Raw genomic sequence first — 22469 nt, 5'->3', positions numbered from 1 at the left:
AGGATGAGTTTCCTGCAAAGATTAAAAAATGAGATTTTAATAGCCGATGGTGCAATGGGGACCCTTCTTCATTCCTTTGGAACAGATAGCTGTTTTGAGGAATTTAACCTCTCACGTCCAGAAGACATCGTTGGAATTCATCAAGCTTATATTGACGCAGGAGCTAACATCATCCAAACAAACACCTATGCTGCAAACTATCTAAAGCTTCAACGCTACGGACTTGAAGATCATGTAAAAGAGATTAATAGCTTTGGAGTACAACTTGCCCGAAAAGCAGCAAATGACAAGACGATAATTCTCGGTACCATCGGTGGTAATCGAGGGATTAGACCTAATAAAGTTTCTCTAGAAGAAATTAAAAGAAGCTTCCGGGAGCAGCTGTATTGCCTGCTCCTTGAGGGAGTGGACGGAATTTTGCTTGAAACTTATTATGATTTTGAGGAACTTGAGACGCTTTTAACTATTGCCCGTAAGGAAACTGAATTGCCATTAATCGCTCAAGTAACTCTCCATGAATCTGGTTTTTTACAGAATCGAATGAAAGTAAATGATGCCTTTTTAAAATTAGAATCTCTCGGCGCAAATGTAGTTGGATTAAATTGCCGACTCGGACCACACCATATGATTTCCTCTCTAGAGGGTGTTGAGTTACCACAGAGTGCCTTTTTATCTGCCTATCCGAATGCCGGTCTCCCTTCCTACACGGATGGAAAGTTTCAATTCGAAAGCAGTGCTGATTATTTCCGTCAATCGGCACGAAAGTTTCGTGAACAGGGGGTTCGGCTGTTAGGAGGCTGTTGTGGCACAACACCAGAACATATTCGAGCATTCGCAACCGAATTGAAAAACCTAGCACCTGTGACAGAAAAAAATGTTATTCATCGCAAGGAAAAAGTAGAGATTCAAGCTTCACCCTTTAATCGACCCGAACAACCGCTACATGACATTGTCAAAACACGCCCTTCTATCATTGTTGAACTAGACCCACCACGAAAGCTTAATACAACAAAATTCTTTGAAGGGACTAAAGCATTAAAGGCAGCTGGGATTGATGCAGTCACACTTGCTGATAATTCGCTTGCCTCCCCAAGAGTTGCTAACTCTGCGTTAGGACATTTGGTCAAAGAGAAGGTTGGGTTACGTCCACTCGTTCACCTAACTTGCCGTGACCGAAATATCATTGGTCTACAGTCCCATCTAATGGGTCTTCATACGCTTGGTCTCCACGATGTTCTTGCGATTACGGGGGACCCTGCTAGAGTTGGTGACTTCCCTGGTGCTTCCTCTGTTTTCGATGTTTCATCCTTCGAACTGATTGAGTTAATCAAACAATTCAACGAAGGTCTCTCCTTTTCTGGAAAGGATTTAGGGCAGAAAGGTGATTTTTCCATCGCTGCTGCTTTTAACCCGAATGTCCGGTCACTAGAAAAAGCTGTGGTTAGAATGGAAAAGAAAATAAAATGTGGCGCAGACTACTTCATCACCCAGCCTGTTTATTCTGAGAAACTTCTATTAGAAGTCTACGAACAAACAAAGCACTTAGACGCTCCTGTTTATATTGGTTTAATGCCGTTAACAGGAAGCAGAAATGCTGAATTTCTTCATAATGAGGTTCCGGGTATTAAGATTTCACAAAATATTCTTGATACAATGGCAAAATTGAAGGATAACCCAGTTCAATCGAAACAAGAAGGCATTGCCATTACAAAATCATTAATTGAAATCGCTGCCGAGCTCTTTAACGGTATTTATTTAATCACCCCATTTATGAATTATGAAATGACGGTTGAACTTGCCCATTTTACACGTGAATATACGGATCGTCTTTCAAGGAGGAAACAAAATGTCTAAAGCTTTACTAACACAACAGCTGAAGAAGAAAATCCTCATTATGGATGGAGCAATGGGAACTATGCTCCAGCAAGCAAATCTCACCGCTAGTGATTTTGGTGGTGAGGAGTTTGAGGGCTGCAATGAAAACCTCAATCTTACCTCGCCATCAGTAATCGAAAACATCCACCGCGAATATTTCCAAGCTGGTGCGGATATTATTGAAACCAATACGTTTGGAGCAACAAATTTGGTCCTTGATGATTATGCTCTTGGACATAAAGCCTATGAAATAAATAAAGTAGCAGCTGAGATTGCCCAAAAAGTGGCTAGTGAATTTTCTACACCCGATAGACCTCGCTATGTTGCTGGGGCGATGGGGCCAACAACGAAAACACTTAGTGTTACGGGGGGAGCAACCTTTGAGGACTTAACGGTTGCCTACGAAGAACAAGCTCTCGGATTATTAGATGGTGGTGTCGACCTGCTTCTATTGGAGACGAGTCAAGACTTATTGAATGTAAAAGCTGCCTATATTGGCATTCAAAATGCTTTTACCCAAAAAGGATTTGAAGTGCCATTTATGATTTCTGCAACCATTGAACCAATGGGAACCACCCTAGCCGGACAAACCATTGAAGCTTTTTATATTTCCATTGAGCATATGAAGCCAATTGCAATTGGATTAAATTGTGCAACCGGACCAGAATTTATGCAAGAGCATTTACGTTCGTTAGCCAATCTATCTTCTTCAGCTGTTAGTTGTTACCCGAACGCTGGTCTCCCAGACGAGGAAGGCATTTATCACGAAACACCAGAAACGCTCGCTCAAAAATTAACTGGTTTTGCTGAGGAAGGCTGGCTGAATATTGTCGGTGGCTGTTGCGGGACCACCCCTGCTCATATTAAGGCGATTGCCGAAAAGATGGCATCCTATCAACCACGTGTACCATTGTTGACTCCACAGCATATGGTTTCTGGAATTGAACCTTTTATCTATGACGATCCAACCTTGAGACCAATAATGGTGGGAGAGCGGACAAATGTCATTGGTTCTAGAAAATTTAAGCGATTGATTTCTGAAGGGAAAATTGAGGAAGCGGCGGAAATTGCTCGAGCTCAGGTAAAAAACGGAGCTCATGTCATTGATCTTTGCCTTGCCGACCCTGATCGCGATGAGCTTCAAGACATGGAGCAATTTATTCAAGAAGTGGTTAAAAAAGTAAAAGTACCACTTGTAATCGATTCAACTGATACAAACGTTATTGAAAAATCTCTTCGTTATTCACAAGGGAAAGCCATTATCAACTCAATAAACCTTGAGGATGGCGAAGAAAAGTTTGAAGCAGTAGCACGGCTCGTCCACCTTTATGGTGCAGCGGTTGTCGTCGGAACAATTGATGAGAAAGGGATGGGAGGTACAGCACAGAGAAAACTAGAAATAGCGAAACGCTCTTATCAACTTTTAGTTAACAAATATAAAATTGCTCCTCAGGACTTAATTTTTGATCCATTGGTATTCCCAGTTGGAACCGGAGATGAGCAATATATCGGCTCAGCAAAAGCTACTGTAGATGGAATCAAACTGATAAAAGAAACATTCCCAGAAACACAAACGGTTCTCGGCATTAGCAATGTCAGCTTTGGTCTTCCTCCTGTTGGTAGGGAAATTTTAAATTCTGTTTTCCTCTATCACTGTACACAAGCTGGACTTGATTATGCCATTGTCAACACTGAAAAGCTTGAGCGCTTTGCTTCTATTTCCCAAGAGGAAGTAAAGATGGCTGAAGAACTACTTTTCAATACAACTGATGCAAATCTTGCGACGTTTACCGATTTCTACCGTGGAAAGAAAAAGGAAGCAAAAAGCTCTATTCCAGAAATGACGCTAGAAGAGCGACTTGCCTACTATGTAATTGAAGGAACAAAAGAAGGATTAATTCCCGACTTAGATATCGCTTTAACCAGCTACCCTGCCCCACTCGATATCATTAACGGGCCTTTAATGGATGGAATGAAAGAAGTCGGCAAGCTATTTAATGATAATCAGTTAATTGTTGCGGAAGTTCTTCAAAGCGCTGAAGTCATGAAAGCAGCTGTTGCCCATCTAGAACCTCATATGTCTAAGACTGACAGCAGTTCAACCAAGGGAAAAGTTATTCTTGCAACGGTAAAAGGTGATGTTCATGATATCGGGAAAAATCTCGTCGACATCATCCTAAGCAATAACGGTTATGATGTCATCGATTTAGGGATTAAAGTTACTCCAAACGTTTTAATCGAAGCAATCCGGAAAGAAAAACCAACCATTGTTGGTCTCTCCGGTCTGCTAGTAAAATCAGCTCAACAGATGGTATTAACAGCAAAGGATATGAAGCAAGCTGGAATCAATTTACCCATTCTCGTCGGTGGTGCCGCACTAACAAGGAAGTTTACTGATACAAAAATTGCTGCTGAGTATGGTGGTCTCGTTTTATATGCAAAAGATGCCATGAACGGCCTGTCTCTAGCCAATCAATTAGGAAATCCTGAAGAACTAGAAAAAATCATCACCGAAAAACAAGCTAAAGCACAAGAACTAGCACAGCAAGCACCAAAAGTTATCCAATCAGGAACGGCCACAGCAGTTTTAACTAGAAAAAAAACCGTCAAAAAGGCTCCCGTTTATGTTCCACAAGATTTAAAAAGGCATCTATTAAGATCCTACACGCTCGCCCATATTGAACCTTATATCAATAAGCAGATGTTGATTGGACACCATTTAGGAGTGAAAGGAAAAATTGAGAAACTTCTTACTGAGGGCGATGAAAAGGCAACAATGGTGAATGATGTCGTTCAGTCACTAATTAGCGAAGCTTCTGCGAATAACTGGATAGAGCCAAAAGCAATGTACCAATACTATCCTGCACAAGCAGACGGAAACAAGGTACTTATATTTGATCCTTCCAATTATAGTAGAGTTATTGAAACCTTTGAGTTCCCACGTCAAGAGGCGGATCCTTGTCTCTGTCTGGCTGACTTTCTACGCCCGATAGGTGATAGTGAGATGGATTATGTTGGTTTCTTTGCCGTAACAGCTGGAAAAGGCATTCGAGACTTGGCTGAGAAATTCAAACGTGAAGGACGCTTTCTTGAGAGCCATGCCCTTCAAGCTTTAGCTTTAGAAACCGCAGAAGGATATGCCGAGTTGATTCATCGGCAAATGCGCGATCGCTGGGGATTCCCAGATCCACCAACCATGACGATGAAGGAGCGTTTTGCCGCCAAATACCAAGGTCAACGTTTCTCCTTTGGTTATCCTGCTTGTCCAGAGTTAGAAGATCAGAAGAAGCTCTTTAACCTTATTCAGCCAGAAGACATCGGTATAAAGCTAACAGAAGGGTTTATGATGGAGCCAGAAGCATCTGTCACAGCCATTGTTTTCTCCCATCCTGAAGCTAGGTATTTTAATGTATTGCGTTAACAGTTCAGAACAATAAAAGGCCCCTCTTTGCTGTACAAAGAGGGGCCTTTTTTATTAAAATAACATCCCTGCCATCGCGGCACTTAATAAAGATGCTAACATACCAGCAATAATTGCACGGACACCCATATGTGCGATGTCACTCCGTCTTTCTGGCGCTAAGTTACCAAGACCACCTAGCAGAATTCCCAATGAGGAAACATTGGCAAAACCACATAAAGCAAAACTAACGACTGCTACAGTCTTTTCTGATAACTCTGGGATTTGTGGAGCAAATGATGCATAGGCAACAAATTCATTGAGTATTAGCTTCTGTCCAATGTATCCACCAGCTTGAACAGCTTCTGCCCATGGAACACCTACTACGAACGCAAGTGGCGAGAATATATACCCTAGGATCATTTCAAGCGTGACACCTTCATACCCGAATAATCCCATGATTCCACCTAAAATTCCATTAATCAGTGCAATTAAGGCAATAAACGCTAATAGCATCGCCCCAATATTTAAAGCGAGTTGCAACCCAACTGAAGCACCATTTGCTGCTGCATCAATTACATTAGCTGTCTCTTTATCATCTTCCATCTTAACATTAGAGGTATCTTGGGGCTGCTCTGTTTCAGGTATCATAATTTTCGCAAGTACTAAACCCGCTGGTGCAGCCATAAAGCTTGCCGCAAGTAAATATTCTAGTGGTACACCTAATAATGAATATCCAATCAACACAGAACCAGCTACAGAGGCTAGTCCTCCAACCATTACGGCAAATAACTCTGATTTTGTTAAAATTTTAATATAAGGTTTGATGACTAGAGGCGCTTCAGTCTGACCAACAAAAATATTGGCAGCAGCAGATAGTGATTCTGCATTGCTTGTCCCTAATAGCTTCGAAAGTCCTCCACCTAATATTTTAATCACCCATTGCATGATTCCTAAGTAATATAAAACAGAAATTAACGAAGAAAAAAAGATGACAACAGGTAAGACTTGAAACGCAAACACCATGCCAATGTTTTCCGCTTGAAAAATTCCTCCAAACAGGAAATTTACTCCTTCATTCGCATAATCTATGACATTCTGAACCCCCATTGAAACCTTTTGAAGAATGTTTCTTCCTGTCTCCCATTTTAGAACAATGAAGGCAAAAATAAATTGAATTGCTAATCCCCCTAACACGGTTCGAAGCTTTATCGACTTTCGATTTGAGGATAATAAAAACGCAATTGCTAATACTGTTATAATGCCAAGTAAACCCCACAAATAATTCAATATGTTCACCTCAATAGTTATCTTGTTGTATGTTTTATCTTTTTATTCCAGTTTTTAAAGACTATTTTCATTATCAAGTCTGTCTAGTAAAAATCTTGCAGTGAATTGATCGGTTATTAAAGTGTTCGCATAGTTTCCTACTAAAGCTCCATAGATTCCGTTAATTTTATCTGCCCCACCAGCCACTAATATAGAGTGCTCCTTGGTTTTCAAAGCCTCTAATTCAATTCCTAGTGTCCTGTCATTTAAATCCTGATTACAAATAACACCATTTTGATCAAAGAACCTCGAACAAATATCTCCAACTGCTCCATGTTTTATTGATTTTAAATCATTATCGGTAAAATACCCCATCTTAAATAGAAGTGCATCTTCTTTAACCGATCCCATCGTAAAAACAGCAATATTTGCTTGTTTCCCTAAGTCTAAAATTGCCCGGATATGTCTGTCTCTTTCCATAGCCTCTTTGACAATTGGTGAATCTACGATGGCTGGAAGCGGCAATTGGTGAGATGTACTGTTAAACGCTTTCGCAAATAGGTATAAAACCTCTGAGGCATAGCTGTTCGTCTCAGCATGACTAACGCCCCCTTTTAACTGTACAACCTGAACGTTTCGAACAAATCGTTGCTTCAATTCAACGGCTACATGGTATAACGTCGTTCCCCAGGTCACTCCAATAATATCGTCGTCCTTTACCGTTTCAGTTAAATAAGCTGCGGCGACACCACCTAGGTAATTCTTAATTAAATGCTCTTCATATTCAGGTACCGAGGTAACAATTGCCTTTTTCAACTTGAACCTGTTTTCCAACTCTAGTGAGAGTTGATCAACTTCCTCTGTTGGGTCGTTTATTTTTATCTGAACAATTCCCTCACGTTTCCCTTGTTGCAAAAGCCTCGAAACCGTAGGTCTAGAAACACCCATTTTTTTTGCGATCTCACTTTGCGTATAATCAAGTAGGTAATACAACTTTGCCGCTTCAATTACCTTGCTTAATTTATCGTCTTTTTCCAATAGCATCACCTTGACTAACTGGTTTTTTGAATACGCTTTATAGTTTATCTTCTTTTTGCAAAAATGTAAAAGTCTTATTTTACATTTGTAAAAGTACATTAATTTTGAAGATTCTCCATTTATATATAGAACATGGTTCACACACCGTGCTCCCTACATTCACCTATTTTTTTATACCTCCTGCCTAAACGTTTTTTCCTTCTATCTACATAAATCCTACTCTGTATTTTCGTAGAAAAAGAAAAATTTACAGACATCAGAAAAAGGGGAGTTAAAGATAACAATAAAACGTTAGGAACTACGGTATTGCCACAATCACGGAACCAACCAATATAAACACAAAAACGGTACAACTAACTAATGAACTAGTTAGATGCGCCGTTTTTTAAATAAAAAATACCTGCTCTGAATAGCTCAGAACAGGCATCTTTTCATTTAGAAATTATTCAGCTGGTACTGTGATAACTTTCCCATCTTCAACTGCACCAACTTCTAGTTGATACAAGAAGTTACCGCCCTCTTTATCGATACCATCAACTCGATATATTTTTGCTTCTTCTGGGATATTAGCGATACCATCTTCAATGTGTTCACGAATTTTCGCTGGATCGTCAACAGAATTTGCTGCTTCCATTGCTTTCGCCATGATATGCATAGCGATGTAGTTCAATCCTGCTTCTGAACCAGGATCTTCGCCATATTTTTCATTGTACTTTTTCACATAATCAGGTACAGCTGCTTCTTCAGAGTTGACAAGTGGAAGTACACCGATAGATCCTTCAAGCATTTCATAGGAATTACCTAATGCCCGGCTCATTTCATCAAGTTTAGCTTGGTCCATAATGACGAATCCGCCTTCAAATCCAAGTTCACGAGCTTGTTTAACAACTTTAGCCGTTGGTTCAGATGCTCCACCAATGAACATAACATCTGGTTTTTCCTTTAATGCGTTTGTTATGATTGTAAAGAAATCAGTATCCTTCGCGAAATCGATGGAAGCGTTGTAAACAACTTCTCCACCTTGCTCTTCCCAGTATGGCTGCAGTGCTTCTGCCCAATCTTTTCCATATTGAGAAGCTGTTGGTAAGAAGGCAATCTTTTTACCAAAGCGCTCCATTGTATACTTTGTAAAAGGAGGCAGATATCGGTCATAACGAGGAGGAATCATAACCGTTAATGGGTTCTTTGCTTCAGCAATAGCCGGTTCACTCGAATATGCACCAATTAAGAAATTATCAATTTGGTTAAACACTTGTAGGGCAAAAATCCCGCCACTATGTGGAGTAAAGACAATTGGTGTTTCGTTTTCTTGAATCAGACGCTTGGCATTAGAACCAGCCTCGTTTGGTAAATACTTGTCATCTAAAGAAACAACATTAATTTTAAATTTCTTGCCGTCGATATCAACGCCACCTGCTTCGTTGATTTCTTCAGCTGCCATTTTTACACCATTTAATGTACGTTCCCCATAAAATGCTGCAGGGCCACTAAGAGGTCCTGTATATCCAATGTTAACTGTACCTTCACCACCGGATTCACCTGATCCACCACCAGATGATGATTTGGATCCGCCACCGCTACAAGCAGCTAATAAGAACATAAATGCGATTAAAATCATTGATAAGAAACGGAACTTTTGCTTTTTCATTTGGTTTCCCCCTTGATTGGTCTTCATTCTCATTTTATTAACAATTAGACTTCAAATTATCGGTCCTCCGTTTCTCACCACCCTTCAATTTCTGATTAATGGCAAAGGAAACAATTAAGCTCCGATATAAGCCTTTCTAACACTGTCATTTGTGAACAACTCTTCAGATGTGCCTTCAACCACTACATTCCCATTTTCAAACACATATCCTTTTGTGGCAATTTTTAAGGCAGCATTTGCATTTTGCTCAGCTAATAAAATTGTTGTTCCCTCTTTATTGATTTTCTGAATGACCTCAAACATCTGCTCAACAATCAACGGAGCGAGTCCTACAGAAGGCTCATCTAGCATCATGACTTTTGGTTTTGCCATCAGCGCGCGGCCGATAGCGACCATCTGCTGCTGACCACCACTGAGGGAACCCGCTGGATCATCTTTTTTCTGCTCCAAAATTGGGAATAGTTCAAACACATGATCCATCGTTTCTTTAATTTGGGCTTTATTCCGTCGATGGACATAGGCACCCATTTTCAAATTTTCAAATACACTCATCGCTGGGAATAGCTTTCTGCCTTCCGCACACTGAACGATTCCTTCTTTCACGATTCGGTCAGCGGATAGTTTGTCTATCCGCTTTCCTTCAAATACTACGTCTCCCTCAAACGGCTTGCTTAACCCGCTGATGGTATTAAATGTTGTACTTTTCCCTGCTCCATTAGCACCTAATAATACGACAATTTCGCCTTCATTGACCTCGATATTAATATCGCGGATTGCCACAAAGCTGCCATATTTAACGGAAATATTATTGACCTTAAGCAATCGCGCTTCCCCCTAGGTAAGCCTTAATAACGGCTTCATTATTTTGAATTTCTTCTGGTGTACCCTCAGCAATCTTCTCACCGTAACTTAACACCATGATTTTGTCCGCTAATTTCATGATCATGGACATTTTGTGTTCAATCAAGCAAACCGTAATACCATTTCGCACCATTTTCTCCATTAGCTCTGCCAGACCTTCCGTTTCATCGGGGTTTACTCCAGCAGCTGGCTCGTCAAGGAAAATTATTTCTGGACTGGTTGCTAATCCAAGAGCAAAGGCAACACGCTTTTTCTCTTCTTGTGATAAACTTCCAGCTAATTTATAGGCCACGTCTGTTAAGCCAACAAATTCAAGAACTTCAATCGCTTTATCTCGACATTGTTTTTCTTCTTGTTTTAATCGCTTCGTTCTAAGAATAGCGTCTAATAAATTCGATTTTGTCCGTAGGCGGTGACCGACAATAACATTATCGAGCACCGTGGCTTGATCAAATAGATTCGTTGTTTGAAAGGTTCTCGCTACCCCTAACTCAGCAATTTTATTTGATGGAAGGTGGGTTATATCCTTTCCTTTAAAAATGACCTGTCCTGAAGTCGGAGGATGGAAGCCGCTCACCAGGTTAAAGAAGGTTGATTTTCCAGCTCCGTTTGGGCCGATGATTGCATTGATTTTTCCTTGTTCAATCGTAAAGTCTACATTGTTAACGGCCGTATTACCGCCGAATTTCTTTGTTAGATTCTTAGTTTCCAAAAACATATCCGCTTCCCCCTTTACCCGTTTTTATTTGAAGCAGCAGAAGTTTCCTGAGCGGAGATCATCTGTTGGTTTTGATTTAGGTTTGATTGATTTTGTTTCTTTTCTTTGCGTTTTGCTCTAAAGTCGATAAATCCACCTGAAATTCCTCTAGGGTAGAAAATGACCAGTAAGGTTAAGATTGGACCGAAGATCATCATTCGATAATCTTGTAAAAATTGTAATTGCTGAGAAACCCAAACAAGTAGAATTGTTCCGATAACTGGACCTGACAGCGTTCCAATTCCGCCAACAATCAAATAGGTTAATAGATCAAAAGTAATGGTAATATACCCGATATCTGGACCGATAAAGCGAATGAATGATGCATATAATGCGCCCGCAAGTCCGGCAAAGAAGGTAGAAATAACAAACACCACTAGTTTATTCCTCGTCGTATTAATTCCGATTGTTTGAGCAAGATCTTCACTATTACGGATCGCAATATACGTTCTACCAGACAAGGAATGAACGATACGATAGACGACCAAAATCGTGAACAGTAAGAAAAATAAAACTAAATAATAATTCGAAACTGGTGTATTAAATTCAATTGGACCGATGTTTCCTGGTGAAGGAATCCCAATTAACCCTCTGACACCGCCTGTTAAACTATCCCATTTATCAATGACTAGATAGATAATGTACCCTACGCAAAGTGTATAAATCGCGAAGAAATGTTCTTTCGTTCTTAATGAAATTAATCCAATCAATAAACCGAGAACGCTTGTGATGATAAGTGCTAACACAAATGCCAGCCAGTAGTTCATCTGAGCCTTTGTCGTTAATAATGCAAGTGAATAGGCTCCGATAGCAAAGAACCCTGCATGTGCTAGTGATAAGTATCCTGTGTACCCAGCTAACAGATTCAAGCCGTATACAGCGATAATCCAGATAAAAGCAAGTGTCATAATATGAATTAAATAATTATTATTTGTAATGAACGGGAACACGATTGCAAAAAGGATGAGAACTGCAATAACATTCCTTTGTTTAAGTAGATTAGCCATCAATGTCCCCCCTTAGCGAATAATCCATTTGGCTTAATAGTTAATATAAGAACAAGAATAACGAATGCAATGACATCTTTGTAATCATTCGAGAGGTAAGTTGCCCCTAGACTCTCTGTAAATCCGAGGATATACCCTCCGGCAATTGCACCAGGGATACTCCCCATTCCACCCAGGATGATAATAACGAACGCCTTTGTTAATACTAGGTGCCCCATTCCTGGGAATACTAGATTAATTGGTGCAGATAGTGAGACGGCAATCGCTGCTAATGCACCAGAGATTAAAAACGTTAGCATAGCCACTCGATTTGTGTTGATTCCAACTAGGTTAGCACCTTCACGATTTTGCGATAAAGCAATGATTGTTGCCCCTGTGAATGTCTTTTTCAAGAAAATATATAAGACAATCATTACGACAACTGTAGAAACAATGATCAACAAGCGTTGCATGGTTAACGTGACACCTGCAACATTCACAACTTGTCCGTATGGAGAAACCATTGTTTGGTATTCAGCTCCCCATATGAATTGGACTAGTGCTTCAAGGAAAAGCATAATCCCGATTGCAGCAATTTTGTCATGAATAGCAGGTGCATGCCTTAGAGGATGGAATACCAATCTTTCCATAAGAACAGCTAAGCCCCCAACGACTACGCATGATATAACAATCGCAATCCAGTAATTCAAACCTGCCTGGGTCATCATTGTTAATGTGATATACCCCCCCACCATGTACAAAGCACCGTGGGCAAAGTTTGGGATATGTAGTATCCCATAAACAAGTGTCAACCCTAATGCAACTAGGCTGTAAACACTCCCCAATGTCAAACCATTAAACAGCTGTTGAATCAATATGTCCATCCGTTCTCCCCCTGTTCGTAAGAAGCCCCTTGCGGATCCTCTCGCAAAATGTTTGCATATTCTTTATTTTAATTGTATATTGCCAGCTTTTTGTTTTTCCTCTTCTTGAAGTTGACGCCAGAGGATTTTTCCACTGCTTGTCATTGGAAATTGATGTTTAAACTCTACCTCTCGAGGGTATTTATAAGCAGCCATATGCTCTTTTGCCCATTCAACAATTTCTTCTTCTTTTACCTTGCCCTCATATTCTTCATTCAAGATGACAAAGGCCTTAACAGATTCACCGCGTCGCGGATCAGGTACCCCAACAACACAGGCCTGTTGAATCGCAGGATGTTTATATAAATAGGACTCCACTTCGGTTGGCCATACTTTAAAACCAGAAGCATTGATCATCCGTTTTACCCGGTCTACTATGAAGAAATACCCTTCCTCATCATAGCGGCCAATATCACCAGTCCGGAAAAAAGTCTTTCCATCTAATTCAAGGAAGGAGTCTCGGTTCTCATCATCACGATTATAGTAACCGACCATTACTTGCGGTCCATTTACGATAATCTCTCCCACCTCTCCAATCCCCAATTCTTTCCCTGAAGCTGGATCAATAATTCTTGAATCAACATCAAACGAAGGTAAACCTAAACACTGCATTTTCGGACGCTGAGGAGGATTGAAGTGTGTTTGAGCAATTGTTTCTGATAAACCATAGCCCTCAACAAAGCGCAACCCAGTTAATTGAAATAATTTCTCTCCTACAGCTTCCGGTAAAGCCGCTCCCCCACCAGACAGATAGGTTAGTGAAGCAATATCCTCTTTCTTGAGCTTCGAATTTGAAACGAAATCAACAATCATTGTCGCGATCGCGCACCAATGCGTACATAGATGTTGTTTGATTAACTTAACAGCTGTTTCACGGTTCCATCTCGTCATAATCACCATGCTTCCACCACTATAGATTGGCATATGCATACTGTGAATCATCCCGGTTACGTGAAACAATGGCAAAGTCATAAGGTGTACCGAATTGGGCGTTACACTTGCCCAATGAAAGGCACCTACTGTATTCGACTGTACTGAATGGTTAGTATGCATACACCCTTTAGGAAGCCCTGTCGTTCCAGACGTATATGGAAGAACAGCAAGATCGTTTGCAGCTGTCGTATGTTCACCTGGTTGAAGGTTTGCTTCAATAGCATTCATCCATATATGATGACCTTCTTCTGTAAAGACAGCTCGATTTGCTTCTACCTCTTGAGGAACATCCCCCGAAAATTCACCGGTATAGTCGGAGTAAGCTGCATAAACGACATTTTCAAGTGATGTACTACTGTAAAGTGGTTTTACTTTTTCATAAAGTTCTTGTCCAACAAGAGCCGTTTTCATTTCAGCGTCTTTGATATAAAACGACAACTCATTAGCAGTTAACATTGGATTAATTGGTACAACCACTGCATTGGCTCTTAGGATGGCATAAAAACCAATTACAAACTGAGGTGAGTTTTGCATAAATAGCAGAACTTTCTCTCCTCTATTAACTCCTAGTTTTTGTTGAAGATACCCTGCAAGCGCTGTTACTTGCTCATCCAACTCTCGGTAGGTTAGGCTATTCCCGTAATACTGAATTGCTAAATTTTCCGGATATCTCTTCGCACTAACCTGCAAGTTCTCATATAATGAGGTTTCCGGCACACTTAAGGATTTCGTTAAGTTAGGCCAGTGTTCATGATGAAGAGTTAACATGACAACATCTCTCCTTTGTAAAATATCTAGTTGGGTAGAGTAAACTTCTATGTGTTTACCTTGCCAAATTCTACCGATTTTCTGTATGACTGATATCAGCAGTGAATTTTGCTTTTAATTCGCTAGCGATTTCACTAACGGCTTTCTTCCCATCACTGACAAACTCGGTCATTCCAAGAAATCCATGAATCATTCCTGGATAGCAAACATATTTCACTTCAACACCTGCATCCTTTAGTTTCGTAGCAAAGGCTTCGCCTCCATCACATAAAGGATCGAATTCAGCAGTCATTATGTAGGCAGGTGGTAATTGTCGAGTGGCAGCATCCGGAATAAGCAATGGCGCAGCTAGAGGACTCTCAGTGTCATCCTCCCCCGTTAGGTACTGATCACGGAACCAGGCCATCGTTGACTTTGTTAAATAATAGCCCTCACCGTACTTCTCATACGATTCGGTATACTCAAAACCCGTAGAAGGATAAAGTAACATTTGATATGCAATGGTAAGGTTCTTCCTTTCAACAGCTAAATACGATACAGCTGCAGCTAGATTTCCACCAGCACTATCTCCACCAACAGCAATACGTTTGGGATCAATTTCTAGCTCATCACTGTGATCATAAGTCCACTTGGCAGCAAGGTATGCATCTTCTACTGGTTCAGGAAACTTACTTTCAGGGGCCAGACCATAATCAACAGATACGACAATACAGCCAGATTCTGCTGCAACGGTATGGCAAAGGGCGTCATGAGTTTCAATATTCCCAATTACCCATCCACCACCATGGTAATAGACTAGGGCACCAGTTGTACCCTTTCGTTCAGGAGTATAGATTCGAATAGCAATTTCTTTTTCACATCCCTGAATCTTCCGATCCTCTGTGTTCACCTTTACTTCGGGCTTGCTCATTAATTTAGCTGAAGCTTCAAAAGCTTGGCGTGCTTCCTGAACACTTAGTTGTTCCATCGGAGGAAGCCCTCTAGATTCGATCATTTGTAGCAAAAATTGAACTTGAGGATGCAATCCCACTTCTACCCTCTCCTTACTGAGAAAATTTTTATATAAACCCAATTATGAAAATTCAGACATAAACGAGTGAAAATATCATAGGATAGTAGTACATTCATCTTAGCTTGACGCTTTTACTCCTTCTAAGATGAGATTCGTAAACATTTGGGCAAGCTCCTCTTCTGAGACTTCGCCTTCCGGATTATACCAATAATAAGTCCAATTAATAATACCTAAGATTCCAAATGTCAGCATATCTGCCGGAATCGTATCCTTAAATTCTCCTTGTCGAATACCCATTTCAATCAGTTCCTGGTATTGCCTGCGAAACAAATTCCGCTTTGCCCTGATTTCCTCAACATTCTTGCCGCTAAGATGCCTTACCTCACGCGTAAAAATCCTCGCGCTTTCACGGTTACTTCCAATATTGTTAATCACCATAAAAATTAAGCTGTATAATTTCGCAACGCAATCCTTTTCTAAATCTTCTAATATGACTTTCTGTTGCTCTATGAGATCATCAATATAGGTTAAATGAATATCCTTCAACAGTTCTTCTTTACTCTTGAAGTAATAGTAAAAGGTGCCTTTTGTTACATTCAATTCCTCAACAATTTCCTTTATAGATGTTCCCGTAAATCCTTTTTTATCGAATAATTGTATACTGGTTTCAACGATTCTCTCCTTCATGGCTGCGCCCCTCGCTCAACTTCGAAAAAGATATAAGACAGCAAAGGCCGGATACTGGATAAGATCCAGCATCCCTCCTTTTCCCTTTATACTATCTTTCATTTTCGATGATTGTTGCAATTCCCTGACCGCCACCAATGCATGCAGTAATTAGAGCATAACGACCACCTGAACGCTTCAGTTCATATATTGCTTTAGTGGTTAGTATCGCCCCTGTTGCACCAAGTGGATGCCCATGAGCAATTGCACCGCCATTTACATTGACCTTCTCCATATTCATGTTCAGTTCACGATTACAAGCAAGGACTTGGGCGGCAAATGCTTCATTAATTTCAATAAGGTCCAGGTCATCCATCGATAACCCTGAGCGCTCAAGCACCTTCTTTGTGGCAGGTACTGGGCCAATCCCCATAATATTTGGATCTACCCCTGCAACAGCATATGCTCGCACGGTTGCTAGAGGAGTAACCCCCAACTCTTCAGCTTTTTCACGTGACATAATCACAACTGCAGAAGCCGCATCATTTAAACCAGAAGAACTTCCAGCTGTGACTGTACCACCATCTAAAAACGCTGGTGGAAGCTTTTGCAGAGCCTCAATTGTAGTCTGTGGCCTTGGATGTTCATCTGTTTTGAACACAATAGGCTCCCCTTTACGAACAGGAATTGTGATTGGAACAATCTGCTCATCAAAACGGCCTTCCTCCATTGCTGTGGCCATCCGCTGTTGACTCAATAACGCGAACTCATCCTGTTCTTCTCTTGTCACATTATATTTCTCAGCTAGGTTTTCTGCGGTAATGCCCATCGGCGGGTCACCAATTTCTTCAGGCGATAATTGCGATTTTCTGAACCTTGGAGGTTCAGCGCTGTATGCCTTTTCAGTCCGGTCCAAAAGGTAAGGAGCACGGCTCATGCTTTCAGTACCACCTGCCACATAAATATCTCCATCACCAGCATTAATTGCCTGTGCTGCAAGATTGATAGCATTGATACCTGAACCACACTGACGGTCAATCGTTAACCCCGGTATATTAATCGACAAACCTGTCTGCAATGCCGTCAGTCTTGCAATATTTCCACCAGCACTTAACACATTACCGAAAATCACATCATCAATCTGTTCTGGGTCAACCTTAGCGCGTTTAACCGCTTCCTTAATGACTTCAGCACCGAATACATGTGCAGGCACAGTGGCTAATGCACTCCCCTGTCTACCAATTGCTGTACGAACAGCCGAGACAATTACCGCGTCTCTTTTCATCTAGTACATTCCCCCTCTTTAAGGTTTGGTCCGTGTCCAAGACTTACATCGCATTCGTTCCGCCATCAACCACAATCGTTTCCCCTGTCATAAAATCAGACGCTTTGGAAGCAAGTAACAAGGCAATTCCTTTTAAATCACTTTCGGTACCGTATTTCCTTAAAGGAGTCCCCTCTAAAATACTGTTCCCACCCTTTTCTAACAAGCCTTTTGACATTTTTGTAGGAAAGAATCCAGGTGCAATGGCGTTTACATAAATTCCTTTAGGTCCCCATTTAACAGCTAAATCCTTGGTAAAGGTGATAACAGCTCCCTTACTTGCATTGTAGCCAATTGCATCCATAACTTCTGGCCTTGAACCCTTAAAGCCAGCAACCGAAGCGATGTTGATGATTTTTCCGTATTGCTGTTCTATCATTACTTTTCCAACTGCCTGAGACATTAGAAACGTTCCAGTAACATTTACATTCATCACTTTATTCCATGCTTCCAATGGCATTTCTTCCGCTGGTGCTCCCCAGGAGGCACCGCTATTGTTTACAAGGATATCAATGCGACCAAACTTATCGAGTGCCGCCTTTACAACCTTATTTACATCCTCTTGGCTTGTTACATCACATTTTAATGCTAGTGCCTCAACACCGAGTTTTTTCATTTTCTCAGCCACTTCTACACATGCCTCTTCTTTTCTAGAGCAGAGAACAAGATTCGCTCCAGCTTCTGCAAAGCCCTCAGCGATTTGTTCGCCGAGTCCTCTGCCGCCTCCTGTGATGATGGCCGTTTTTCCTGTTAAATCAAATAGATCCTTGATATGCACGGTTGTCTTCCTCTCCTTGAATTAAAGGTATTTTTTCAGCTCATGTCTTGCAATCGCACGACGATGAACTTCATCCGGACCATCAGCAAGTCTTAAAGTACGAATGTTTGCCCAGCTTGCTGCAAGTGGAGTATCCTCACTAACACCAGCAGCCCCAAACGCTTGAATAGCACGGTCGATAACATTTAATGCCATATTTGGAGCGACAACTTTGATCATCGCAATCTCAGCTTTCGCTTCTTTATTTCCGACTTTATCCATCATATCAGCGGCTTTTAAGGTAAGAAGCCTTGCTTGTTCTATTTCAATTCTAGAATCAGCGATCCATTCTTGAATGACACCTTGTTGTGCCAATTTCTTTCCAAATGCTTCGCGTTCCTGAACACGCTTACATAACAATTCTAACGCCCGCTCTGCTGCACCAATTGTTCTCATACAATGGTGGATTCTACCAGGTCCTAGTCTACCCTGTGCAATGGCAAATCCTTTTCCTTCATCCCAAAGCATATTAGAGGCTGGTACGCGAACATTTTTATATTCAATTTCTGCATGGCCATGTGGTGCATGGTCATAGCCGAATACTGGTAGAACACGTTTAATAGTCACTCCTGGAGTGTCAAGTGGCACTAGAATCATAGATTGTTGTTCATGCTTAGGTGCATTGGGATCATTCTTCCCCATTACGATTGCAATTTTACAACGTGGGTCACCTGCACCTGAGGACCACCATTTTGTTCCGTTGATCACGTATTCGTCACCATCACGAATGATGCTCGCTTCAATATTAGTAGCATCAGAGGAAGCGACATCTGGTTCTGTCATCGAGAAGCAAGAACGAATTTCACCATTTAGCAATGGTTGTAACCATTTTTCTTTATGTTCTTCTTTCCCGTAACGGACAAGCACTTCCATGTTTCCGGTATCTGGGGCTGCACAGTTGAATACTTCTGGGGCAATGCTTGAGCGACCCATGATTTCGCAAAGTGGTGCATATTCAAGATTGGTCAAACCAGCACCCAATTCGCTTTCCGGAAGGAATAAATTCCAAAGCCCGTTGTCTTTTGCCTTTTGCTTTAATTCTTCCATGATTGGCGGAACTTTACCGAAACGATCCTGAGGATCAATTTGCTCATAATATAATTTTTCATTTGGATACACATAATCGTCCATAAACTTAGTTAGTTTCTGTTGGAGCTCTTTTACCTTATCTGAATAAGTAAAATCCATTTAGAACACTCCCCATTTAATATTCATTCACGCCTACTAACTAGTCGGTATGTAACTACCAACAATAATAAACAAAATTTTTGCAATATTCAACAGCGAATTTTGTCGTTTTATTTATTATTTTTCGAGTCTCGTTCTCCCACGAACCAACCCAACTAATCACTCATGCACAACATATAATTCTTCTATAATAATAGTTATACAGAATGTAACTCATGACTACCTTCTAATCTTATAAACCCCAGATCCCTTTGCTATCAATTCACCACGTTCATCAACAATCTCTGATTCCACCGCTGCTATTTTATATCCTTGTTGAATGATTCTTGCATTAGCGGTAATCAAACCTTGGTTGATTCCGGTAACATAATGGACATTTAAATTCAGTGCCGTAACATTTGTTTTATAAACAGTCTTGAGAGCAACTGATTGAATAGTATCCAGCATCGATGCATGAACCCCACCATGAAGGTTTTGTTGGATATTTAGATGCCTAGAATCGATTGATAGTTTTACTAGAATATCTTTTCCGTCTTGAACCATCACTTCAAAGCCTAGATGGTTTAAATACGGGTTTTTGTCAAACCAATCAATCTTTTTGTTTTCGACAGCGGTCACTACACATCACCTCCTTTCCTAAATTCGACAAAATTTGATTTTTCTTAATAATTTTTTGGATTCAGCTTAAAGGATCCTGTTGCCTTTGCAATTCTCTTTTTATTTTGATCATAAATTACACCATCTGCTGTTACATATTTTCCATCACGATGTAGAATGACTGTTTCGGCGGTATAATTTGCTTTGGGTTCCAGATCAAAATAACTTAAATTCAAATTTATCGTGGTGGCAAAAGAATCAGTCTGTCTTGAAATTGTCGCTCCCATCATAATATCCAGCATCGTCGCAAAGACACCCGGATGTACTGTCCCATCGTCCTGAAGTAAAAAGGGATTAAGCGGAAGTTCGAGTTCAAAGCCAGTTTCAGAGGTTTCATCCCCAATAAAACCAAGATAATCATAAAAAGAGGATATCGTACTCTTTGTCTCCTCCATCAGTCTCCACCTCCACATTGTTACTTTAAGGCTCTTTTCTCAAACTTTGTTGCATTGAAGATCAAAACAATTCATTTGAGCTCTTTCTGAGCAATCCTAAGAAATCACTAATGAGAAATGAGCTTGCATACAATCGAACCTGAAACCCTAATAACTAGCTGTACGACTTAGACGTTTCATTTCCTCTGTTTTGAGTAGTAAATAAATTGTTTCTAGCACTGGTGTCTCTACACCTAAGTCCTTCCCTTTCCTAACGATATAGCCGCAGATGGATTCGATTTCCATCGGTTTCCCGTTCCGTTTATCTTGAAGCATAGAGGTTTCATGATGTCTTGCCGGCTCGCTTTGCTCAATCAATTGACGAGCGAGAGCGTCTTCTAATGGGATGCCCGCTTTCCTGGCAACGGCAATTGCTTCCCCGCATACCCGTTCTGCTGTGATTCTCAACCCATCGTTATCTAAAATTTCGCCAACTTTTCCTTCAATTAAAGCGGACAGTGGATTAAACGTTACATTCCAGAGGAGCTTTTTCCACTTTACTTTCAAGATATTACTAGAAACATGGGAAATGATGCCCGCTGCGTTCATTAGCTCACTCACTTCGTTAACAAAGGGCAAATCTCCCTCAGATGTTAACGCACCTATCACTAGTTTAGTAGGATTCTCAATTTGTTTTACAACTCCTGGCTCTTTCATATGTGCCTGTATATAGGTAGCTGCAGACAGGATTCGCTCATTTCCGAAAATCTCACCAAGAATCTCCTCATTATCCACGCCGTTTTGCAAAGTAAGAATATAAGCATCCTTCTTTATAATTGGAACAAGCTGGGTTGCCACTTCCTTCGTAGCAGTCGCCTTTACACAAAAGAGGATAAGGTCAGAATCAATAAGCGCATCGTAACTGTCGGTTATGATACCTGTTGCCGTAAAATTCCCCTCAATACTCTCAACGGACATCCCGCCATTCCGTTTCATCGCCTCGAGATTTCTCCCTCTTGCGATAAAGGTGACCTCATGCCCTGCCTTGCTTAAAAATGATCCAAAATAACCACCCACTGCACCAGATCCAACCACACCAATCTTCATTAAGCAATCCTCCTTCCAGTTAAATTGAATATGTATTTATATGTTTTAAGGAAAAGGCGAAGTTGCGCTCCGCGCCCTTCGCCTTTATCTTTTAGTCCAGCAAATCTGGCTGTTCCTTGACAATTCTGTTCCATAATGGTTGGAATTGGAACCATCCAGCATTGCTATTCCCAACCTGGTTGTAAGCAGCTTGTGCACCTTCATGATCGATCAAGATCGGGGTACCGGCAGATTGAGCCAACAATTGGGCTTGACAGGACCGCTCCATCGTAATAAACCACCAAGCGGCTTCATCCACAGATTTCCCAACCGTTAATAAACCATGATTTCGGAGGATACACGCTTTCTTATCTCCAAGAGCGACACCGATTCGACGACCCTCCTCCAGATCATGCACGACACCGGTATAATCATCAAATAGTGAATGATCACGATAAAAAGCGCAAGCATCTTGAGTAATTGGATCAAGTAGCTGCCCAAGTGCGGAAAATGTTTTCCCATATACTGAGTGGGCATGGGCAGCTGCAATAACATCTGGTCGGGCAGCATGTATTTGTGAATGAATGGCAAATGCCGCACGATTAACAGGGAGGTCCCCCTCGACGACTTCTCCTTCATGATTACATAAAATTAAGTCGGAAGCTTTGATTAAGCTAAAATGAACACCAAACGGGTTGACCCAGAAATGATCTTTCCGCTCAGGGTCTCTCGCCGTAATATGGCCCGCGACTCCTTCATCAAAACCAAACTTTGAAAACAACCGAAACGCTGCAGCCAATCGTTCCTTTAAATGTTGCCGTTCCTCTTCCACCGTCTGGAAAACAGGTGGTTTAAAACTCACCTTTGCTTTTACAGTCATAAAATCC

The 22469-nt window shown here is 41.0% G+C and carries 19 protein-coding genes; 2 read left to right on the top strand and 17 right to left on the bottom strand.

All coding sequences use genetic code 11. The features are described from left to right. Positions 1-3 precede the first annotated feature (3 nt). Positions 4-1854, top strand: coding sequence for a bifunctional homocysteine S-methyltransferase/methylenetetrahydrofolate reductase (locus H0185_RS08430; protein ID WP_221872992.1), 1851 nt, complete (start codon positions 4-6; stop codon positions 1852-1854). Further along, on the top strand, positions 1847-5296 hold the full coding sequence (gene metH, locus H0185_RS08425; protein WP_221872990.1) for a methionine synthase: 3450 nt from the start codon (positions 1847-1849) through the stop codon (positions 5294-5296). Before H0185_RS08430 ends, metH begins: the two co-directional genes overlap by 8 nt. Before the next feature lie 54 nt (positions 5297-5350). Here the strand turns inward: metH and H0185_RS08420 are convergent, their stop codons facing one another. From H0185_RS08420 to H0185_RS08340, 17 genes are all read right to left on the bottom strand, one after another. After that, a complete protein-coding gene (locus tag H0185_RS08420; protein ID WP_221872988.1) occupies positions 5351-6565 on the bottom strand; it encodes a NupC/NupG family nucleoside CNT transporter in 1215 nt (404 codons plus the stop codon). 54 nt (positions 6566-6619) lie between these two features. Further along, a complete protein-coding gene (gene deoR, locus H0185_RS08415; protein ID WP_221873094.1) occupies positions 6620-7588 on the bottom strand; it encodes a DNA-binding transcriptional repressor DeoR in 969 nt (322 codons plus the stop codon). Between the two features lie 436 nt (positions 7589-8024). Then, positions 8025-9230 (bottom strand): ABC transporter substrate-binding protein, encoded by a 1206-nt coding sequence (locus H0185_RS08410; protein WP_221872986.1) that lies wholly within the window; start codon positions 9228-9230, stop codon positions 8025-8027. Positions 9231-9344: 114 nt separating this feature from the next. Next, positions 9345-10052, bottom strand: a complete 708-nt coding sequence (locus H0185_RS08405) for an ABC transporter ATP-binding protein (RefSeq protein WP_221872984.1) — start codon at positions 10050-10052, stop codon at positions 9345-9347. Next, positions 10045-10809 (bottom strand): ABC transporter ATP-binding protein, encoded by a 765-nt coding sequence (locus H0185_RS08400; protein WP_221872982.1) that lies wholly within the window; start codon positions 10807-10809, stop codon positions 10045-10047. The genes H0185_RS08405 and H0185_RS08400 overlap by 8 nt, the downstream gene beginning before the upstream one ends. Before the next feature lie 14 nt (positions 10810-10823). Next, positions 10824-11855 carry a branched-chain amino acid ABC transporter permease gene (locus H0185_RS08395; protein WP_221872980.1) on the bottom strand — a complete coding sequence of 344 codons (1032 nt, stop codon included), beginning with the start codon at positions 11853-11855 and terminating at the stop codon, positions 10824-10826. Beyond that, on the bottom strand, positions 11855-12718 hold the full coding sequence (locus tag H0185_RS08390) for a branched-chain amino acid ABC transporter permease (RefSeq protein WP_221872978.1): 864 nt from the start codon (positions 12716-12718) through the stop codon (positions 11855-11857). The genes H0185_RS08395 and H0185_RS08390 overlap by 1 nt, the downstream gene beginning before the upstream one ends. A 63-nt stretch (positions 12719-12781) precedes the next feature. Continuing rightward, positions 12782-14458, bottom strand: a complete 1677-nt coding sequence (locus tag H0185_RS08385; RefSeq protein ID WP_221872976.1) for a long-chain fatty acid--CoA ligase — start codon at positions 14456-14458, stop codon at positions 12782-12784. A 70-nt stretch (positions 14459-14528) separates the two neighbouring features. Then, positions 14529-15488: an alpha/beta hydrolase gene (locus tag H0185_RS08380; protein WP_221872974.1), complete on the bottom strand. Its 960-nt coding sequence runs from the start codon at positions 15486-15488 to the stop codon at positions 14529-14531. 99 nt (positions 15489-15587) lie between these two features. Then, the gene (locus H0185_RS08375; RefSeq protein ID WP_221872973.1) at positions 15588-16157 is read right to left on the bottom strand and encodes a TetR/AcrR family transcriptional regulator; all 570 of its coding nucleotides are present in this window, start codon (positions 16155-16157) and stop codon (positions 15588-15590) included. 91 nt (positions 16158-16248) lie between these two features. After that, positions 16249-17421, bottom strand: coding sequence for a thiolase family protein (locus tag H0185_RS08370; protein ID WP_221872972.1), 1173 nt, complete (start codon positions 17419-17421; stop codon positions 16249-16251). 43 nt (positions 17422-17464) lie between these two features. Beyond that, the gene (locus H0185_RS08365) at positions 17465-18238 is read right to left on the bottom strand and encodes an SDR family oxidoreductase (protein ID WP_221872971.1); all 774 of its coding nucleotides are present in this window, start codon (positions 18236-18238) and stop codon (positions 17465-17467) included. A 21-nt stretch (positions 18239-18259) separates the two neighbouring features. After that, positions 18260-19465 (bottom strand): acyl-CoA dehydrogenase, encoded by a 1206-nt coding sequence (locus tag H0185_RS08360; protein WP_221872970.1) that lies wholly within the window; start codon positions 19463-19465, stop codon positions 18260-18262. 219 nt (positions 19466-19684) lie between these two features. After that, entirely contained in the window at positions 19685-20083 is a 399-nt protein-coding gene (locus H0185_RS08355) for a PaaI family thioesterase (RefSeq protein ID WP_221872969.1), read from the bottom strand. Positions 20084-20127: 44 nt separating this feature from the next. After that, positions 20128-20517 (bottom strand): PaaI family thioesterase, encoded by a 390-nt coding sequence (locus H0185_RS08350; protein ID WP_221872968.1) that lies wholly within the window; start codon positions 20515-20517, stop codon positions 20128-20130. 147 nt (positions 20518-20664) lie between these two features. Continuing rightward, positions 20665-21603 carry a ketopantoate reductase family protein gene (locus H0185_RS08345; RefSeq protein ID WP_221872967.1) on the bottom strand — a complete coding sequence of 313 codons (939 nt, stop codon included), beginning with the start codon at positions 21601-21603 and terminating at the stop codon, positions 20665-20667. A gap of 91 nt (positions 21604-21694) precedes the next feature. Continuing rightward, on the bottom strand, positions 21695-22462 hold the full coding sequence (locus H0185_RS08340; RefSeq protein ID WP_221872966.1) for a class II aldolase/adducin family protein: 768 nt from the start codon (positions 22460-22462) through the stop codon (positions 21695-21697). Positions 22463-22469 lie beyond the last annotated feature (7 nt).

This window comes from Mesobacillus maritimus (assembly GCF_019749255.1).
GTDB lineage: Bacteria > Bacillota > Bacilli > Bacillales > Cytobacillaceae > Mesobacillus_B > Mesobacillus_B maritimus_A.
The sequence above is the reverse complement of the archived record's forward strand: the minus strand, read 5'-3'. Positions and strand labels throughout refer to the sequence as shown.

What these genes read in the sequence shown, in the direction of transcription:
- H0185_RS08430 (WP_221872992.1), top strand. Translation starts at nt 4, where the DNA reads ATGAGTTTCCTGCAAAGATTAAAAAATGAGATTTTAATAGCCGATGGT.
- metH (WP_221872990.1), top strand. Translation starts at nt 1,847, where the DNA reads ATGTCTAAAGCTTTACTAACACAACAGCTGAAGAAGAAAATCCTCATT.
- deoR (WP_221873094.1), bottom strand. Translation starts at nt 7,588, where the DNA reads ATGCTATTGGAAAAAGACGATAAATTAAGCAAGGTAATTGAAGCGGCA.
- H0185_RS08410 (WP_221872986.1), bottom strand. Translation starts at nt 9,230, where the DNA reads ATGAAAAAGCAAAAGTTCCGTTTCTTATCAATGATTTTAATCGCATTT.
- H0185_RS08400 (WP_221872982.1), bottom strand. Translation starts at nt 10,809, where the DNA reads ATGTTTTTGGAAACTAAGAATCTAACAAAGAAATTCGGCGGTAATACG.
- H0185_RS08395 (WP_221872980.1), bottom strand. Translation starts at nt 11,855, where the DNA reads ATGGCTAATCTACTTAAACAAAGGAATGTTATTGCAGTTCTCATCCTT.
- H0185_RS08390 (WP_221872978.1), bottom strand. Translation starts at nt 12,718, where the DNA reads ATGGACATATTGATTCAACAGCTGTTTAATGGTTTGACATTGGGGAGT.
- H0185_RS08385 (WP_221872976.1), bottom strand. Translation starts at nt 14,458, where the DNA reads ATGTTAACTCTTCATCATGAACACTGGCCTAACTTAACGAAATCCTTA.
- H0185_RS08375 (WP_221872973.1), bottom strand. Translation starts at nt 16,157, where the DNA reads ATGAAGGAGAGAATCGTTGAAACCAGTATACAATTATTCGATAAAAAA.
- H0185_RS08370 (WP_221872972.1), bottom strand. Translation starts at nt 17,421, where the DNA reads ATGAAAAGAGACGCGGTAATTGTCTCGGCTGTTCGTACAGCAATTGGT.
- H0185_RS08360 (WP_221872970.1), bottom strand. Translation starts at nt 19,465, where the DNA reads ATGGATTTTACTTATTCAGATAAGGTAAAAGAGCTCCAACAGAAACTA.
- H0185_RS08350 (WP_221872968.1), bottom strand. Translation starts at nt 20,517, where the DNA reads ATGGAGGAGACAAAGAGTACGATATCCTCTTTTTATGATTATCTTGGT.
- H0185_RS08345 (WP_221872967.1), bottom strand. Translation starts at nt 21,603, where the DNA reads ATGAAGATTGGTGTGGTTGGATCTGGTGCAGTGGGTGGTTATTTTGGA.
- H0185_RS08340 (WP_221872966.1), bottom strand. Translation starts at nt 22,462, where the DNA reads ATGACTGTAAAAGCAAAGGTGAGTTTTAAACCACCTGTTTTCCAGACG.